The sequence below is a fragment of the Pseudoalteromonas sp. Z9A6 genome (genome assembly GCF_011378805.1).
Classification (GTDB): Bacteria; Pseudomonadota; Gammaproteobacteria; order Enterobacterales; family Alteromonadaceae; genus Pseudoalteromonas; species Pseudoalteromonas distincta.
Map to the genome: position 1 here is coordinate 65,097 of NZ_WTKZ01000014.1, position 16,819 is coordinate 81,915.

Here is a 16,819-nt window from a genome sequence, read left to right on the forward strand (position 1 = left end):
ATTACTGCCTTAACTATATTATTATTGATTATTTAGTTTTTCGACAATTGCTATACCGCGCTCACTCGCACTATTTATAACAATTTTACGTTCGTTACCCACATAGCTTAGAGTAATATCTAAATCAGGCACAGGAATAAATTCACCACCCTTTTCAGGCCATTCAACAACACAAATTGCGTCTGCTGAGAAATAATCGCGTATTCCCATGTATTCGAGTTCTTCAGGATCACCTAAGCGGTATAAGTCAAAATGATAAACATTTGCACGCTCAAGCTCATAAGGTTCTACTAGTGTATAGGTCGGGCTTTTAACCTTACCTGTATGGCCAAAGCCTTGCACTACACCTCGTGTAAACGTTGTTTTACCAGCACCTAAATCACCATGTAAATAAATAACCGCACCTTGCTCTATAATATCAGCAACGCGATTACCCATTGCAACCGTGGCAATCTCATCAGTTAAATGAAATTCAAAACTACGCGTCATTATTACCTCAAAAATTCATTCAAAAGCGCATATTTGCTAATCATACCAGAATATTCATTTTAGGCGATAAATTGAGGTTTTAAACATAAAAAAACCACACAAGCGAATGATTAAAGTTATATTTGAATATCTATTTTCGATACCTTAAAACTGTAACATTGAAATAAAGTAAGAGAAAAGCAGCACAACGGCTGAGATGCCTATAGCAAGTATTAAAGTTACTGAGATATGTAAGCTTATAATCAAACTTTTGTGATTCACCCACTAGTTCTGACACCAAAAATATATAACAACAACGGAGTTGATGACACAAACCAGAAAACTACCCTGCATGCTTTTGTATTTCTGATAAAAAGATAATACCAACTAACTTAACGTCTTTAGTTTTAATAGTTTTCATAAAATAATACCAATTCGCTTAATTAAGTGATCTATTTTGAGGCTGGAAAAACGTGTTGATAGGTAGGCAGAAATTCGCTATTTAGTTGTTCTAAATGAGCATTTTTTAAAGCAGGTAGCGACACGTTTAGCCCCGCAAAATGATTAAGTATTATTGCGGATTGGTATAAGTCCTAAATGTATAAACACGTTTCAGGATAAGGCAGTTCCAGAAAACAAAAAGCCCCGGCTAATGCCAGGGCTTTTTTACAAAACTAACTTAATTAAAAAATTAAGCTTGTTTTGGACTAGAAATAACGTCTACTAAAGTCCAAGATTTATTCTTAGAAATTGGTGCGCATTCACGGATAGTAACTACGTCACCCGCTTTTGCTGTGTTATTTTCGTCATGTACGTGTAACTTAGTCGTACGTTTAATGAATTTCCCATAGATTGGGTGCTTCACATAACGTGCGATAGCGATAGTGAAAGATTTTTCCATCTTGTCGCTGATTACACGGCCTTGAAGAGTACGAATTTTATCGCTCATTATTGACCTGCCTTCTGGTTAATAACTGTTTTTACACGCGCGATATCGCGGCGTACTGTTCTTAGCGTGTGTGTCTGAGCTAACTGACCAGTGCTAGCTTGCATGCGCATATTAAATTGCTCACGAAGTAGTCCTAGAAGTTCAGCATTAAGCTCTTCTACGCTTTTATCTTTTAGTTCGCTAGCTTTCATCACATTACCGTCCGAGTTACGAAAGTTGTTTTGAATGGCAGTTTACGAGCAGCAAGGTCAAACGCTTCACGAGCAAGCTCTTCTGAAACACCTTCCATTTCGTAAAGTACTTTACCAGGCTGAATTTCAGCAACCCAATATTCAACAGAACCTTTACCTTTACCCATACGAACTTCAAGAGGTTTTTCTGTAATCGGTTTGTCAGGGAAGACACGAATCCAGATTTTACCTTGACGTTTCACGTGACGCGTCATAGCACGACGAGCTGCTTCGATTTGACGAGCAGTCATACGGCCACGGCCAGTTGCTTTCAATCCGAAAGTACCGAAGCTTACTTTGTTACCGTTTTGCGCTAAACCGCGGTTGCGGCCTTTGTGCATTTTACGGAATTTTGTACGTTTTGGCTGTAACATTACTCGCTACCTCTACTTAGCACTTTTCTTGGCTTTCTTTGGTGCGCGTTTAGCTGGCTTCTCTTGCTCTTGTACTAGTGGTAAACCACCAATAACTTCGCCTTTGAAGATCCAAACTTTAACACCAATGATACCATAAGTGGTTAAGGCTTCAGAAGTTGCGTAATCGATATCAGCACGAAGAGTATGTAGAGGTACACGACCTTCACGATACCATTCTGAACGTGCGATTTCAGCGCCGCCAAGACGACCGCTAACTTCAACTTTAATCCCTTTAGAACCGATGCGCATTGCATTTTGTACCGAACGCTTCATAGCGCGACGGAACATAACACGACGTTCTAGTTGAGAGGCAATGCCGTCTGCTACTAGTTGTGCATCTAGTTCTGGTTTACGTACTTCAGAGATATTAATCTGAGCAGGTACACCAGCGATTTTAGTTACCGCTTGACGTAATTTTTCTACGTCTTCGCCTTTTTTACCGATAACAACACCCGGACGAGCCGTGTGAATTGTTACTCGGATTGATTTTGCTGGACGCTCAATAACGATTTTAGACACAGAAGCCGTTTTTAATTCCTTAGTAAGGAATGTACGAACTTTGTGATCGCCAAAAAGCTGTGCAGAGAAATCTTTTGAACTCGCGTACCAGGTAGAAACCCAAGGTTTAGATATACCTAGGCGAATACCAGTAGGATGAACTTTTTGTCCCATTACTTATACTCCTAGCTATCTGAAACCATAACAGTGATATGGCTTGTACGCTTAAGGATGCGATCTGCGCGTCCTTTAGCACGAGGCATAATACGTTTCATTGTAGGACCATCGTCCACAAAGATCGTTGTTATACGAAGCTCATCAATGTCAGCACCTTCGTTATGCTCTGCGTTAGCAATAGCAGACTCAAGTACTTTCTTAACTAATACAGCCGCTTTCTTAGGGCTGTACGCCAGGATTTCTAGTGCGCGATCTACAGGTAACCCGCGGATCTGATCTGCAACTAGACGTGCTTTTTGCGCCGAACCAGAGGCGAATTTATGTTTAGCTAATGCTTGCATTTATCTTCCCCTCTTATCGTTTCTTCGCTTTCTTATCCGCAGCATGGCCACGGTAAGTGCGAGTTGGTGCAAATTCACCTAGTTTGTGACCGATCATTTCGTCAGAAACGAAAACTGGTACGTGCTGGCGACCATTATGGACAGCAATGGTCAATCCGATCATGTTAGGTATGATCATTGAACGACGGCTCCAAGTTTTAATTGGCTTTTTCTCACCGCTTTCCAAAGCTTTCTCTACCTTCTTCAGCAAGTGTAGGTCTATAAAAGGACCCTTCTTGAGAGAGCGTGGCATGGCTATTCCTCAATATTACTTAGTACGACGACGTACTATAAATTTATCCGTACGCTTGTTCTTACGCGTCTTCGCACCTTTAGTCGGCTTACCCCATGGAGACACAGGATGACGACCACCAGATGTACGACCTTCACCACCACCGTGTGGGTGATCTACCGGGTTCATGGCAACACCACGAACTGTCGGACGAATACCACGCCAGCGATTTGCACCTGCTTTACCAAGTGAACGAAGCATATGCTCTGCATTGCCTACTTCACCTAGAGTCGCACGACAATCAGATTCAACTTTACGAACTTCGCCTGAACGAAGACGTAATGTTACATACTGACCATCACGAGCAAGGATTTGAACGTATGCACCAGCAGAACGTGCGATTTGAGCACCTTTACCTGGTTTTAATTCTACGTTGTGAACAGTCGAACCTACAGGCATATTACGCATTGGTAATGCATTACCAGGTTTGATTGGTGCATCAACACCAGACTGGATTGCATCGCCAGCTTTTAAGCCTTTTGGTGCGATAATGTAACGACGCTCACCGTCTGCATATAATACAAGAGCGATGTTTGCGCTACGATTTGGATCGTATTCTAAACGTTCAACAGTGGCTGGAATGCCATCTTTAGTACGTTTAAAATCGATTAAACGGTAATGTTGTTTATGACCACCACCGATATGACGAACCGTAATACGACCATTGTTATTACGACCACCTGATTTAGAGTTTTTCTCTAAAAGTGGTGCGTATGGCTTACCCTTATGTAGATCAGAGTTAACCACTTTAACTAGGTGACGACGGCCCGCAGAAGTAGGCTTACACTTTTGAAGTGCCATAATTCTATCCCCTTATTACTCGGCGCCGCCGACAAAGTCTAGCTCGCTGCCTTCTTTAAGAGTAACGTAAGCTTTTTTCCAGTCGCTACGACGACCGAAACGTGCGCCAGTACGTTTTGTTTTACCCTTAACGTTAAGTGTGCGAACACCCGTTACTTCTACTTCAAAAAGCTTCTCAACTGCTACTTTAATTTCAGCTTTAGTTGCGTCATTTACTACTTTAAAAACAATAGTATTGTTTTCTTCAGCAGCAATTGTGCTTTTTTCAGAGATATGTGGAGCAAGGATCACTTTTAAAAGACGTTCTTCGCGAATCATGCTAGCGCCTCCTCAAGTTGCTTAACAGCAGCGGCTGTAATAAGTACCTTATCGAAAGCAATTAAGCTTACAGGATCGATACCAGCTACATCACGTGTGTCAACCTTATAAAGGTTACGTGCCGATAAGAAAAGATTTTCATCAACTTCTTCAGTCACGATAAGAACATCTTTAAGCTCAAGTTCTTTAAGCTTAGCAACTAGTTCTTTAGTTTTTGGTGCTGCTAGAGCAAAACTTTCAACAACGATTAAACGCTCTTGACGAACTAATTCAGATAAGATGCTTTTAATCGCACCACGGTACATTTTACGGTTTACTTTTTGGCTGTGGTCTTGTGGTTTAGCTGCAAAGCTAACGCCACCTGAACGCCAAATTGGGCTACGGATTGTACCGGCACGTGCACGGCCAGTACCTTTTTGAGCCCATGGTTTTTTACCACCACCGCTTACTTCAGAACGTGTCTTCTGAGCACGAGTACCTTGACGAGCACCTGCTGCGTATGCAACAACTACTTGGTGTACTAATGCTTCGTTAAACTCACGTCCAAAAGTAGCTTCAGAAACTTCAAGACCGCCAGAAGCGTCTTTAATTGCTAATTCCATCACTAAATCTCCAGGACTTATGCTTTAACAGCTGGTTTAACGATAACGTCACCGCCAATAGCTCCAGGTACTGCACCCTTAACTAAAAGCAAATTACGCTCAGCGTCAACGCGAACTAGTTCTAAGTTTTGAGTCGTTACACGCTCAGCACCCATATGACCGGCCATTTTCTTACCTTTAAACACCTTACCAGGTGATTGGTTTTGACCGATTGAACCAGGAGCACGGTGAGATAGAGAGTTACCATGTGTAGCGTCTTGCATGCTGAAATTCCAGCGCTTAACACCACCTTGGAAACCTTTACCTTTAGAAGTACCGGTTACGTCAACCTTGTTGATTTCGTTGAATAATTCAACAGTAAGCTCAGCGCCTACTTCAAAATCGCCTTCACCACCGTTAAGGCGGAATTCCCACAGACCGCGACCCGCTTCAACACCAGCTTTAGCGAAATGACCCGCTTTAGCTTTGTTTACACGACTTGCTTTTTTAGTGCCTGCGGTTACTTGAAGCGCGTTATAACCGTCTGTTGCGTCAGATTTGATCTGAGCAATGCGGTTAGGTGTCGCTTCAATAACTGTCACAGGGATAGATACACCATCTTCAGTGAAGATTCGTGTCATACCCACTTTACGACCGACTAGACCTAATGCCATTTTCCTAAAACCTCTCTAATCTTTCGATTAACCCAGGCTGATTTGAACATCAACACCAGCAGCAAGATCTAAACGCATAAGCGCGTCTACAGTCTTGTCAGTTGGTTCTACGATGTCTATCAGACGTTTATGGGTGCGGATCTCGTACTGATCACGCGCATCTTTATTAACGTGCGGTGAAGTTAGTACAGTAAAACGTTCAAAGCGTGTAGGTAGTGGGATTGGACCACGTACTTGTGCGCCAGTGCGTTTCGCAGTTTCCACGATTTCTGCCGTTGATTGGTCAATCAAACGGTGGTCAAAAGCTTTTAGGCGAATACGAATGCGTTGATTTGACATTCTTAACCTCAATATAAAGAGCATATAAAAGAGCATAAAAAAACGACCGAAACAATCTTAAAACTTAAGATGCCGGCTGTTTGATTATATCTACGTTGAGTTCCAAATCGGAACTCCTGTTTATTAGCTTGAAATCCAAGCTTAATTTATCCTTTCTAATTCCCAGAGGAATTTTGAAAGCCTGCGTATTATAGAGGTATTGGTGATAAATGCAACAACTATTTAGAAACAATGTAATGAATACTAATTTGATTAAATATGCGTCCATACATGTTCAATAGCTATACTTGAACTAATGCTTTTGATGCTAGTCAACAAACAACTAAACATCTTAATTGCGCAAACTAAGGGATTTTTAGATATTATGGTATCCTGTTGCGCTAATTTTGCCCTTAATACTCTCAATATGGTGAGTCGATGCGTATTTTTAATTATTGTTTAAATGTTATGTCTGCTGGATTTAGCCGCTTATTTGTGAAAAGCAAAGTGCTGCCAGAAAATCCTATTAAACAGTATGAGCTAAACCCTGAGTACCCTACATTTTATATAGTGCGTTTAAATTCACGTTTTGATTTAGCCGCGCTGGCGCATGTTTGTAAAAAGAATGGCCTACCAAGCCCAACAGAAGAGCAAGTGCTAGGGACCCAAAATTTAGACCGTTTTATTGGTATTAAAAATCCTCCACCGTTATTTGGTGATAAAGCAAAACCAACAAATGCTTTAGCTCAAGGCAAGCAAATTATTGAGTACTTAATAAAAAGCGGTCAGCAAAACGTACAAGTGGTGCCTGTTACTATTTTATGGGGGCGCGATCCAGGTAAAGAAAAGCCAGGACTACGTACTTTAATTACACACTCTCTTACTCCAAGCTGGTTTAGAAAGTTTTTTGTGGTGTTATTTTCAGGGCGCGATAACTTTATTCGCTTTAGCCAACCACTCGACTTATCACTTTTAGTCAATGAAAAAGCCGATGTAAGTGAGTTACCTCATAAATTATTACGCGTAGCGCGTGTTCACTTTAAGCGCCAAAAGCTAGCTGCTACAGGCCCTAAAATGCCATCTCGTGAGCAATTGTTTAATTCATTATTAGCGTCACCTACTATAAAAAAAGCAATTCAAGATGAAGCTAACGCTAAAAACATTAGCCAAACAGAAGCTCGTCAAAATGCACTTAAGCTACTTGATGAAATAGCCGCTAATTACTCTGAAGCAATGATACGTGTGGCCGAAAGGTTTTTAACTTGGTTATGGAATAAGCTTTATAATGGTATTGATATTAAACACGCCGAACAAATTCATGAACTAACAGATAAAGGGCATGAAATAATTTATATGCCTTGTCATCGCAGCCATATGGATTACTTACTGCTTACTTACTCTATTTATCATTTAGGTTTAGTACCTCCGCATATAGCTGCAGGTATAAATCTTAACTTTTTCCCTGCCGGAGGCATATTTAGACGCTCTGGTGCGTTTTTTATTCGCCGTTCGTTTGCAGGTAATAAACTTTATTCTGCCATATTCAAAGAGTATTTAAGCCAACTGTTTATTAAAGGTTACTCTGTTAAGTTTTACACGGAGGGCGGTCGAAGCCGAACTGGACGCTTACTGCCACCTAAAACGGGCATGCTATCTATGACATTACAAGCAATGCTACGCGGAATAGACAGACCAATATCTATTGTTCCTGTGTACATTGGCTACGAGCACGTCATGGAAATTAACACCTACCTTAAAGAGCTAGATGGTAAAGATAAAAAAGGCGAATCTATATTTGGTATTTTTAAGGCAATCAAAAACCTTAAAAACTACGGTCGTGGTAATTTAAACTTTGGCGACCCAATCTCTATTAACCAATACTTAAACGATAACCAACCTGATTGGCGTGATTCAATACACCCAACTGACGTGCAAAAGCCACAATGGTTAGCACCACAAGTAACTAAACTTGCCGACCAAGTAATGGTTAAAATTAATAATGCAGCGGCGCTTAATGCGGTTAACTTACTAGCGATGATATTGCTGGTTAATGATAAGCAAGCATTGAGTAAACCAAAGCTATTAGCACAGCTTGATTTTTATCTGCGCTTACAGCGTGATGCCAGCTACAGTAATAAAGTAACTACACCAGACGAAACACCAGAGCAATTACTAACGCATGCATTAAAGCTGAATAAGTTTGAAGTTATCAGTGATGAATTTGGCGAAATTATTACTATTAGCGATAAAGAAAAAGTACTGTTTAATTACTACCGAAACAATATTTTGCACTTGTTTGCAGTACCAAGCTTAATTGCACTACATCTATTTAAACAACACAGCACTACGATTGCTCAATGCCAGCAACTTGTAAAAACATTTTATCCGCTATTTGCTAAAGAGTGGTATTTACAGCCTCTTGATGAAAACTATATAACGCGTATTTTAGCTAACTTTGCTGATCAAAATTTAATTGAGTTTGATGGCGATAACATTCATATAACGAACAGTAATGACTGCTTAGCTAAGCTAGAAATGCTTGGACGAGCACTTAGTTTTACTCTACAACGTTACGCTATTGTGATTGGTTTTATTCAAACAAGTGATGGCATTGAAAAAGCAGAGCTTGAAAGAGAGAGCCAAGTGCTTGCACAGCGTTTAGGCACACTGCATGGCATTAAAACACCTGAGTTTTTTGATAAAAAAGTACTTGTTAGTTTTATCGAAAACTTACGTGGCGAGTCGTTAATAACAGAGGGTGATAAAGGCTTAGTAGGCAGTACACAACTTTGCGAAACCTACGCACACCTTAAAACATTACTGCCAGCACGCGTCTGGCAGTCAATCAGCGATATAGTACAAGATCAGTGTAACTAGTAATATATCTATAGAAGGGGGGTTAGCGCTGACGCATAACCCCTTCTTGCATTGTTGAGGCAACCAAGTTGCCTTGGCGATCAAAAAACTGCCCCCGTACCAAACCACACCCATTACTCGCACTTGGACTGTCAATTGAATACAAAATCCAATCATCCATTCTAAATGGCCGATGAAACCACATTGCATGATCAATAGTAGCTACTTGCATATTTGGCTGCATAAACGATACACCATGAGGCTGCAATGCTGTTGGTAAAAACTCAAAATCAGAGGCGTATGCTAATAAGTAATTGTGGATGCGCTGATCGTCTGGCATTTCACCATTAGCTTTAAACCAAATATGCTTTACCGGCTCCATAACTTCTGGTTTAAACGGGTTATGAAAAGTTACTGGTCGCATTTCAATTGGCATTTCACGCGTAAACTTATTACGGATGACTTCAGGGATATGAGAAGCGTTATCTTGATAAAACTCAAGTGATGAGCGTAACTCTTCAGGTGCGGGTACATCAGGCATTGTTGCTTGATGCGACAAACCATTTTCTTCACCCTGAAACGACGCTGTCATATAAAAAATTGGCTTACCGTACTGAATCGCTTTTACTCGGCGAGTACTAAAGCTCTTTCCATCGCGAATAGTTTCTACATCATAAACAATCGGTTTAGCTGGATCGCCTGGGCGTAAAAAGTAAGAATGTAATGAGTGAACTATACGCCCCTCAGGTAGGGTTTCTTTGGCAGCAGAAAGCGCCTGCCCCATAACTTGACCGCCAAATACAGCACCAAAGCCTAAATCTTGGCTTTGTCCTCGATATAAACCTTGCTCAATTTCTTCAAGTGTTAACAACGACAATAAATCATCTAATACTTGGCTCATTACTTCTTCCTCATTACCCTAGTATCCAAATGATACTATACAATAGTGGGAAGTAAATATTTGTTAGGAATACTGTTATGGCTTACTGGCTATTTAAAACTGAACCCGATGCGTTTTCATTAGATGATTTAAAAAACGCACCAAAACAAACGACTCTTTGGGAAGGCGTGCGTAATTACCAAGCGCGAAACTTCATGCGTGATGGCGTTAAGCTCGGTGATTCAGTGATGATTTACCATTCAAGCTGTAAACACGTAGGTGTAGCGGGTATTGCCGAAGTGACACACGATGCCTACCCTGACCCTACTCAGTTTGATTTAAGTAGCGACTATTACGATGCAAAAGCCACCAGCGACAAACCACGCTGGGTTGTTGTTGAGGTTACTTACCAAAGCCATTTAAAAAAATTAATTAGCCTTAAAGATATAAAAGCCAATGACAATATTACTGAAATCGCACTTAAAAAGGGCGGACGTCTATCAATAATGCCTGTTACTAAAAATGACTGGGATGAAATAATCAAAATGGCGCAGTAACACCCTCTCGGTTTGACCTAATTTCATTGAGTTTGATATGATCCGCGCCGACTTATAGCTGGAGGATTAATGAAATTACTGTATTGGTTAGATGAATGGTTAACTCTCCCGCGCAATGAGCAACAAACTCGATTACCCATGACGGGTAGTGATTTACTCGGCGATGTATTTGTTAAGTATGATTTTGTTGACGTGAATAAGCCCCTGCTTTTTACTTTTTCTCCTGCTGGTACTAATGTGCAAGAACAAGATCTCAATTCTGATTTTGCACCTTGGGGTTATCACCTAGCTCAAAAACAAAACGTAAATGTTATCGCTTTTCAGCACTTAGGTAAGAGTAATTGGTTTCGTAATCGAAATTTAATCTTTTTTCTCGAGCAATTATCAACATTACTTACGCCGTTTAATTGCCGATTAGGTTACGGTCTAAGTCGTGGTGGATTTGCTGTTGGCGCTTTTGCTAAATTATTAAAACTAAACCAAGTATTGTTCTTCCATCCGGTAAGTACTAAAAATAAAGAGTTAGTGCCGTGGGATGACCGCTCTAGTACCGATATAGCTCAGCAGTTTGATTGGCAGCAAGATTATCACGATCTAGATTTAGGAGATGCCCAAGGCTATATTATTTACGACCCAACTAATCGTATAGACCGAATGCATGCTAAGCGCTATAAGCAGCTAACTCACTTACGGGTATTTGGTATGGGACATGGCACACATGCCACATATTTGAATAAGTTTGGATTTTATAAGCAAGTAGCCGTCGATTTTATTCAGCACCAGCAAATTGATATTGCGCAATTTCGTCTGCAAACTAAAACCTTACGCTTTAAAGAGGATTATTACAAAAGCCTCAATAAAGCGAATGTAAACTCAGCTCACCGTCAAACACTATTGAGCAAAGCTCATAATATTTTGATTGATGAAAAAGAAGTTCACGTACAGGAACATCAGGCAAAAATTGATATTCAGCCATTAATAGACGTTGCTCTTAAGCATCAAGATGAGCATCCTAATGATGCCATTCAGTTATTAGAAGTTGCTCAACAACTTGTACCTGACGATCCTTTAATTGAGCATAAAATTAAGCAACTAGAAGAGTAATTACGCCAGTAAAAGCGACTGTAAAGGCCAACTACTCTATTTGGCCTTTTTCTTTTTGTGCCCATACTTGGGCACAATGGCAAAGTACATCATTAACCCTAACCAAGAAAATATAATTATTCCCATTAGCCAGCCATTCTTTTCATGACCCTGTGTACGCTTACTGTTGAGTACAATAACGACAGGTAATATATAAGCACTTAAAACAACAATTAAAAATACAACTTCATTCATTATTTTTCTAGGCTCGACCAGTCTACTTCACTACTTAATACTCGATCCACCGATATATAGTGCAGAATATCGCCTTCACTTACTTTGTAATCTAATTGTGGATTTAAATCCATATTTTGCGCACTTAAATTATGAGCAACACCCAACAGTATGGCATCATGCTCAAGCTTAAAATGATGAAACAAAGTACCAAACTCCATATCTTTGCATCCGTTTGGTATTTTCAAACTAAATTGTGTATCGCCGTGCAAAGTAGATAGCAGCTCCTCTTGCACACGGCTCGAACCTGGATCTTGCATTGAGCGTACGAGTATCTCAGCTGATTTTGCACTACTACACTCTACATTTTGGCAATGCTCTAACATCATCTCAACTTTGGTTTCATCCAAAAAGTGAGCACTTATATGACAATCATCTTTTACTAAGCGACTAATGCGCAGGGCTGTTGTAAATGTCTGATCGTCATCTTGACCATCAATAATCACCTTATCAGCACTACGAATAGCAACCCGCTCTAGCTCAACTAAATTAGTGAAGCTCGTTAAACGTGCAAAATCAACGCTTTCGTTAGCTAAAAAAGGATGATCCATTTGCTCTGTTACCGCGAGTAAAATACGACGGTCAGTACGTTTCGTATCTGCCAAAATGTAATCAATCATCTTTTTTGTACGAGTGTCGTGCCAACCAAAAATAATAATATGGTGGTTACTGTGGGCAAAGTTTTTATCACCAGTCATAGCGCGCCTAATTAAGTAAGTAACAGTTTGTCCTGCTTTTCCTAGCAAAACACCAAATAAAGCTAAACCAAATGGAATTTGTATTAATGCAACCACCCAACGACCAAGATCAGTAGTTGGACTAAAGTCACCATATCCCACTGTTGATGTTGTTACTGTGTAATAGTAAAAAAAGGTAGTAAGCGAGGTTAACGCTTTCTCATTCGCTATAAATAGTAAGCTCCATGTTAATAGCATATGAGTCAAAATAGCTAATGCCACTGTTTGCCAACTCAACTGATCTATATGAGCGCGAACAAGTAACGCTAGCCTTTTAAATATCACCGGCATAATACAAAGTCTTCGTTAGTAAATTATCTATAAACAGTACGTTACTGTAAGCGATGCTTTTAAGCAATGTTTAAGCTTTTAACCGCAAATATTAGACTAAATGCTGTTTGCCAATGGTGATTTTTCATGATTAATTAGCGTTAAAATAATAACCAAAACAGTTGTGCTTATGCTTAATAAAATAGCCCGCCCTTTTACTAAAATTGTAGAGCGTTATCTTCCCGACCCTTTTATATTTGTAATTTTACTTACAATAATTACCCTTGTCAGTGCGAGCTTATTTACAACTGCAACTAACATTGAAGTATTACAAGCGTGGGGAGGTGGGTTTTGGAACTTATTAAGTTTTGCTATGCAAATGCTACTAGTGTTAATTACAGGCTATATGTTGGCAAGTACGCCACCTATAAGTAAGTTATTAGAAAAGCTAGCAACATTTGCAAGCACCGCACCTAAAGCAATTATATTAGTCACGCTTATTTCGCTTTTAGCGAGCTGGATAAATTGGGGATTTGGCTTAGTTATTGGTGCCCTTTTTGCCAAGGCAATTGCTAAACATACTCGTGTTGATTATCGATTATTAGTAGCCAGCGCTTACTCAGGCTTTGTTGTATGGCATGGCGGATTAGCGGGTTCGATTCCTTTAACTATTGCAACCGATGGTCACTTTTCAGAGGCCAGCATTGGTATTATTAGTACAGAGCACACTTTATTTGCGGGCTTTAATATAGCCATATTAGTTGGTTTATTCATTATTATGCCGCTCGTTAATCGCTATATGCTGCCAAGCGAGCAAGAAAGCGTATATATCGACCCAGCTCTTTTACAAGAGACAACACCTAAGCCCACAACAATAACCAGACCTGCCCAACATTTGGAAAAAAGTAAACTACTCGGCATGACAATTGGCTTATTAGGTTTGGCATATTTAGGTTATTACTTTTTTATTGCTGGCGGAAACTTAAACCTTAATAGCGTTATTGCCGTATTTTTGTTTTTAGCTATTACGCTGCATCAAACACCCCATAATTTACTTAACAGTCTGCAACAAGCAACTCCAAGCGGGGCTGGCATTGTTATTCAATTTTCTTTTTATGCTGGCATTATGGCGGTAATGGTTGATAGCGGATTAGCACAACAGATATCACGTGGCTTTATTGCCGTTGCAGATGCTGATAGCTTGCCATTTTTTAGTTTTATAAGTGCAGGACTCGTTAATATGTTTGTACCCTCTGGCGGCGGCCAATGGGCTGTACAAGCACCTATTGTAATACCTGCAGCACAAGAGCTAGGTGCCGATATATCTCGCGTTGCAATGGCTGTTGCGTGGGGTGATGCGTGGACTAACCTAATTCAACCTTTTTGGGCATTACCCGTCCTTGCTATCGCAGGCTTAAGAGCAAAAGATATTATGGGGTTTTGTGTTGTGCAGTTGTTTGTAACTGGGGTTTTTATATCGCTGGTATTGAGCTTTTATTAATTTTTAACGGGCTGTAACAAATATTACAGCCCACTTTTACCTAGAACGATAAATACTAGCTCGATAAAATAGTCATCGGCAGGCTCAATATTGGATTTTCTGAATCGGCAAAGTGCATCATTACAGCTACATGCCCCGCTACTACAATTGCATACATAACTGCTGAAAAGCCTTGGCCATATTTATCTAGTGGCATTAAGTGTGAATAGTGACGGCCTCGCCATTCAAATACAATTTCCAGCGCACCTACAAACAAAAAGAATACCAGTAACATTAAGCCAAATGTGTAGCTCAGCCATAAACCAAACAGTACACCGAGTAAACATACACTTAGGCCAATCCATGAACGCATTGAAAAGCTAATACTTTTTAATACATGCCCGCCATCAAGCGGCAAAATAGGTAACAAGTTAAATAAATTTAATAACGCACTAAGCACCGCAACACCTGCAAATATTTCCATCTCGGTGGCGTAATATAAAACGACACCCAGTACCGAGGTAATTAAACCAAACGCAGGCCCCATTAATGATATAACGACATCTTGCCAACGAGTCGTTATTTTATCGTCACTTACAGCAAGCCCACCAACAAACGGGATTAAGTAAATACCTTTGGTTTTTATGCCAAAGTATTTCATTGCTCGCACATGGCCGTACTCGTGTACGACTAAGCAACCAATTAGCATTAGTGCAAATTCAATACTAAATAACCACGCATAGCCTGCAACAGAAGCCCCTGCAAGCACTAATTTAATTACCTTAGCACTTTTAAAAAGCTTAAAACCTAATGCAGCTAGCCCTAAAAAGCCTTTTTTAGGTGAGCCATTTGTAGGTGCTGGTAGCGCAAGTTGTGTTGCAAATTGATCATCTACAAAAAGCGAAATGCTTTGCTCTTCCACCGTTCCAGTATCAATACCAATTACTTTATTGTCGTGAGTAAACTGATAGTAGTTTTCACGAGGGTTATCAAAGGTAATGGCTTGTTGTCCATGAAACACTTGCACAATTTTTTGCCCATACAGCATAAGCGAAAATGGTTGCTCGGCTAAAGTAAGATCTATTCTTATCATAATTAAGACCGTTTAAAATAATGGCGCTAGTATACCTAATCAGCTCAAAAACACGAGGGAAGGTGCTAGGTAACTATTTTCAAAATAAAAGCATTTGATACTGACAAAATAAAAAAACACTACTACTTTTATAGTAACTCCAAGCGATACATTGAAAGGGATAACAGTGAAGAAGATAGTGCCTAATATTTTAGTTGTTGACGATTCAAAAGCAATTTTGATCGTTATGGAAGCTATACTTAACGAATTGGGTATGTCCAACACTATAACTACGTGCCTGAATGCAAAAGAAGCGCTTGAAAAAGTTAAAGAGGATATCAACTACTTTGATGCTATTTTTACTGATCTCAATATGCCCGAAATGGACGGCATGGAATTAATCCGCCACTTAGGAGAGTTACATTATCAAGGCGGTATAATAATTGTTTCTGAAATGGACCATAAAGTTATTAGCTTAGCTGCCAATCTCGCGAAACAACATAACGCGCACCTCATTGGTAATATTTCAAAGCCAGTGCAACTGTCTCAGGTTAGTAGTTTACTTACTAAAGTGGCGCAATTAAACAGCCACACTTTATTAAAAGAGCCAGCCATTTCAAAAGATGAGCTTATTGATGCATTAAAAAATGATGAAATAACGCCTTATTATCAACCAAAAATAAACGCTGATAACAATAAAATTGAAAGCGTTGAAGTGTTAGCGCGTATTTTATCAAGTAAAGACGACAATATTATTTTACCTTGCCGTTTTATAAATACTGCCGAACAACACAACTTAATTAATCAAATTACATTTTCTCTTTTTGAAAAGGCCACCAGCGAATTCAAAAATATGACAGCACAACTAGGTCATGATTTTAAAATGGCCTTTAACTTATCGCCAACCCAGCTCGATGACCTAAACTGCCCTAATAAATTATTACTTATTTTAGAATTAAACCAACTCACGCCTAGTAATATAATTATAGAAATAACAGAACAACATGCACTCTCAAGCCTCATGCAATTAGAAACACTAAATAGATTAAGAATGCATGGCTTTGGTATATCGCTAGACGACTTTGGCGTTGGCTTTACTAATATGAACCAGCTTCGAAACCTTCCTTTTACTGAAATTAAAATAGACCGTTCACTCATTAGCCATATAGAAACAGATTTATTTTCTCAAGTGGTTGTAAGTTCGTTATTTAATATTACGAATAAAGATCATTTAGATTTAGTGGCAGAAGGCGTTGAACGCCCAGAAGAGCTCGATTATTTAAGGCACTATAGAAGAAACCTAGCCATACAAGGTTTTTTATTTAGTCGCCCTAAACCACAAGACGAATTTATATCTTGGGCTAAAGATTGGCTAAAAACTGATGGCAGCCCCGCTTAAAGCGGAACTAATATTTACTCGGGGCCTGTTAGCTAATTATCAGAGGGCGTTCAGAATTCTGTGTCAGCCTAAATTGCTAAATATCTAGC

Annotated in this window: 21 protein-coding genes; 5 read left to right on the plus strand and 16 right to left on the minus strand. The window is 39.7% G+C overall.

What is annotated here, in order from left to right:
- Positions 1-21: 21 nt before the first annotated feature.
- From tsaE to rpsJ, 12 genes are all read right to left on the minus strand, one after another.
- Positions 22-489 carry a tRNA (adenosine(37)-N6)-threonylcarbamoyltransferase complex ATPase subunit type 1 TsaE gene (tsaE, locus tag GQR53_RS07915; RefSeq protein ID WP_002957887.1) on the minus strand — a complete coding sequence of 156 codons (468 nt, stop codon included), beginning with the start codon at positions 487-489 and terminating at the stop codon, positions 22-24.
- A 670-nt stretch (positions 490-1,159) separates the two neighbouring features.
- Entirely contained in the window at positions 1,160-1,417 is a 258-nt protein-coding gene (rpsQ, locus tag GQR53_RS07920; protein ID WP_002957888.1) for a 30S ribosomal protein S17, read from the minus strand.
- On the minus strand, positions 1,417-1,608 hold the full coding sequence (rpmC, locus tag GQR53_RS07925; protein WP_002957889.1) for a 50S ribosomal protein L29: 192 nt from the start codon (positions 1,606-1,608) through the stop codon (positions 1,417-1,419). The genes rpsQ and rpmC overlap by 1 nt, the downstream gene beginning before the upstream one ends.
- The gene (gene rplP, locus GQR53_RS07930) at positions 1,608-2,021 is read right to left on the minus strand and encodes a 50S ribosomal protein L16 (RefSeq protein ID WP_002957890.1); all 414 of its coding nucleotides are present in this window, start codon (positions 2,019-2,021) and stop codon (positions 1,608-1,610) included. The genes rpmC and rplP overlap by 1 nt, the downstream gene beginning before the upstream one ends.
- A 12-nt stretch (positions 2,022-2,033) precedes the next feature.
- Positions 2,034-2,735: a 30S ribosomal protein S3 gene (gene rpsC, locus GQR53_RS07935; protein ID WP_002957891.1), complete on the minus strand. Its 702-nt coding sequence runs from the start codon at positions 2,733-2,735 to the stop codon at positions 2,034-2,036.
- A gap of 11 nt (positions 2,736-2,746) precedes the next feature.
- Positions 2,747-3,079, minus strand: a complete 333-nt coding sequence (rplV, locus tag GQR53_RS07940) for a 50S ribosomal protein L22 (protein WP_002957892.1) — start codon at positions 3,077-3,079, stop codon at positions 2,747-2,749.
- Between the two features lie 13 nt (positions 3,080-3,092).
- Positions 3,093-3,371: a 30S ribosomal protein S19 gene (gene rpsS, locus GQR53_RS07945; RefSeq protein WP_004588689.1), complete on the minus strand. Its 279-nt coding sequence runs from the start codon at positions 3,369-3,371 to the stop codon at positions 3,093-3,095.
- 15 nt (positions 3,372-3,386) lie between these two features.
- Entirely contained in the window at positions 3,387-4,211 is an 825-nt protein-coding gene (gene rplB, locus GQR53_RS07950; protein ID WP_002957895.1) for a 50S ribosomal protein L2, read from the minus strand.
- A gap of 15 nt (positions 4,212-4,226) precedes the next feature.
- Positions 4,227-4,529: a 50S ribosomal protein L23 gene (gene rplW, locus GQR53_RS07955; protein ID WP_002957896.1), complete on the minus strand. Its 303-nt coding sequence runs from the start codon at positions 4,527-4,529 to the stop codon at positions 4,227-4,229.
- Positions 4,526-5,131, minus strand: a complete 606-nt coding sequence (gene rplD / locus GQR53_RS07960; protein WP_002957897.1) for a 50S ribosomal protein L4 — start codon at positions 5,129-5,131, stop codon at positions 4,526-4,528. Before rplD ends, rplW begins: the two co-directional genes overlap by 4 nt.
- A gap of 17 nt (positions 5,132-5,148) precedes the next feature.
- Positions 5,149-5,784 (minus strand): 50S ribosomal protein L3, encoded by a 636-nt coding sequence (gene rplC, locus GQR53_RS07965; RefSeq protein ID WP_002957898.1) that lies wholly within the window; start codon positions 5,782-5,784, stop codon positions 5,149-5,151.
- Positions 5,785-5,811: 27 nt separating this feature from the next.
- Positions 5,812-6,123, minus strand: coding sequence for a 30S ribosomal protein S10 (rpsJ, locus tag GQR53_RS07970; protein WP_002957900.1), 312 nt, complete (start codon positions 6,121-6,123; stop codon positions 5,812-5,814).
- Positions 6,124-6,540: 417 nt separating this feature from the next.
- Here rpsJ and plsB point away from each other — a divergent pair, with 417 nt between their 5' ends.
- Entirely contained in the window at positions 6,541-8,979 is a 2,439-nt protein-coding gene (plsB, locus tag GQR53_RS07975; protein WP_154903615.1) for a glycerol-3-phosphate 1-O-acyltransferase PlsB, read from the plus strand.
- 22 nt (positions 8,980-9,001) lie between these two features.
- Here plsB and tesB read toward each other — a convergent pair whose 3' ends face one another.
- Positions 9,002-9,859, minus strand: coding sequence for an acyl-CoA thioesterase II (gene tesB / locus GQR53_RS07980; RefSeq protein ID WP_002957902.1), 858 nt, complete (start codon positions 9,857-9,859; stop codon positions 9,002-9,004).
- 77 nt (positions 9,860-9,936) lie between these two features.
- Here tesB and GQR53_RS07985 point away from each other — a divergent pair, with 77 nt between their 5' ends.
- Together GQR53_RS07985 and GQR53_RS07990 are read left to right on the plus strand one after the other, a co-directional pair.
- Complete coding sequence (locus GQR53_RS07985; RefSeq protein WP_165743470.1) at positions 9,937-10,395, plus strand: EVE domain-containing protein; 459 nt, start codon at positions 9,937-9,939, stop codon at positions 10,393-10,395.
- A gap of 69 nt (positions 10,396-10,464) precedes the next feature.
- On the plus strand, positions 10,465-11,499 hold the full coding sequence (locus GQR53_RS07990) for a cytosolic protein (protein WP_165743472.1): 1,035 nt from the start codon (positions 10,465-10,467) through the stop codon (positions 11,497-11,499).
- 36 nt (positions 11,500-11,535) lie between these two features.
- On the opposite strand, the gene GQR53_RS07995 is transcribed toward GQR53_RS07990, so the two are convergent.
- Together GQR53_RS07995 and GQR53_RS08000 are read right to left on the minus strand one after the other, a co-directional pair.
- A complete protein-coding gene (locus GQR53_RS07995) occupies positions 11,536-11,733 on the minus strand; it encodes a PLDc N-terminal domain-containing protein (RefSeq protein ID WP_002957905.1) in 198 nt (65 codons plus the stop codon).
- Positions 11,733-12,800: a potassium channel family protein gene (locus tag GQR53_RS08000; RefSeq protein ID WP_165743474.1), complete on the minus strand. Its 1,068-nt coding sequence runs from the start codon at positions 12,798-12,800 to the stop codon at positions 11,733-11,735. The genes GQR53_RS07995 and GQR53_RS08000 overlap by 1 nt, the downstream gene beginning before the upstream one ends.
- 169 nt (positions 12,801-12,969) lie before the next feature.
- Here GQR53_RS08000 and GQR53_RS08005 point away from each other — a divergent pair, with 169 nt between their 5' ends.
- Positions 12,970-14,280, plus strand: coding sequence for a TIGR00366 family protein (locus GQR53_RS08005; RefSeq protein ID WP_165743475.1), 1,311 nt, complete (start codon positions 12,970-12,972; stop codon positions 14,278-14,280).
- 55 nt (positions 14,281-14,335) lie between these two features.
- Here GQR53_RS08005 and GQR53_RS08010 read toward each other — a convergent pair whose 3' ends face one another.
- Positions 14,336-15,352 carry a site-2 protease family protein gene (locus GQR53_RS08010; protein ID WP_165743477.1) on the minus strand — a complete coding sequence of 339 codons (1,017 nt, stop codon included), beginning with the start codon at positions 15,350-15,352 and terminating at the stop codon, positions 14,336-14,338.
- A gap of 166 nt (positions 15,353-15,518) precedes the next feature.
- Between GQR53_RS08010 and GQR53_RS08015 the strand changes: the two genes are divergently transcribed.
- Positions 15,519-16,730: an EAL domain-containing protein gene (locus GQR53_RS08015; protein WP_165743479.1), complete on the plus strand. Its 1,212-nt coding sequence runs from the start codon at positions 15,519-15,521 to the stop codon at positions 16,728-16,730.
- Positions 16,731-16,819 lie beyond the last annotated feature (89 nt).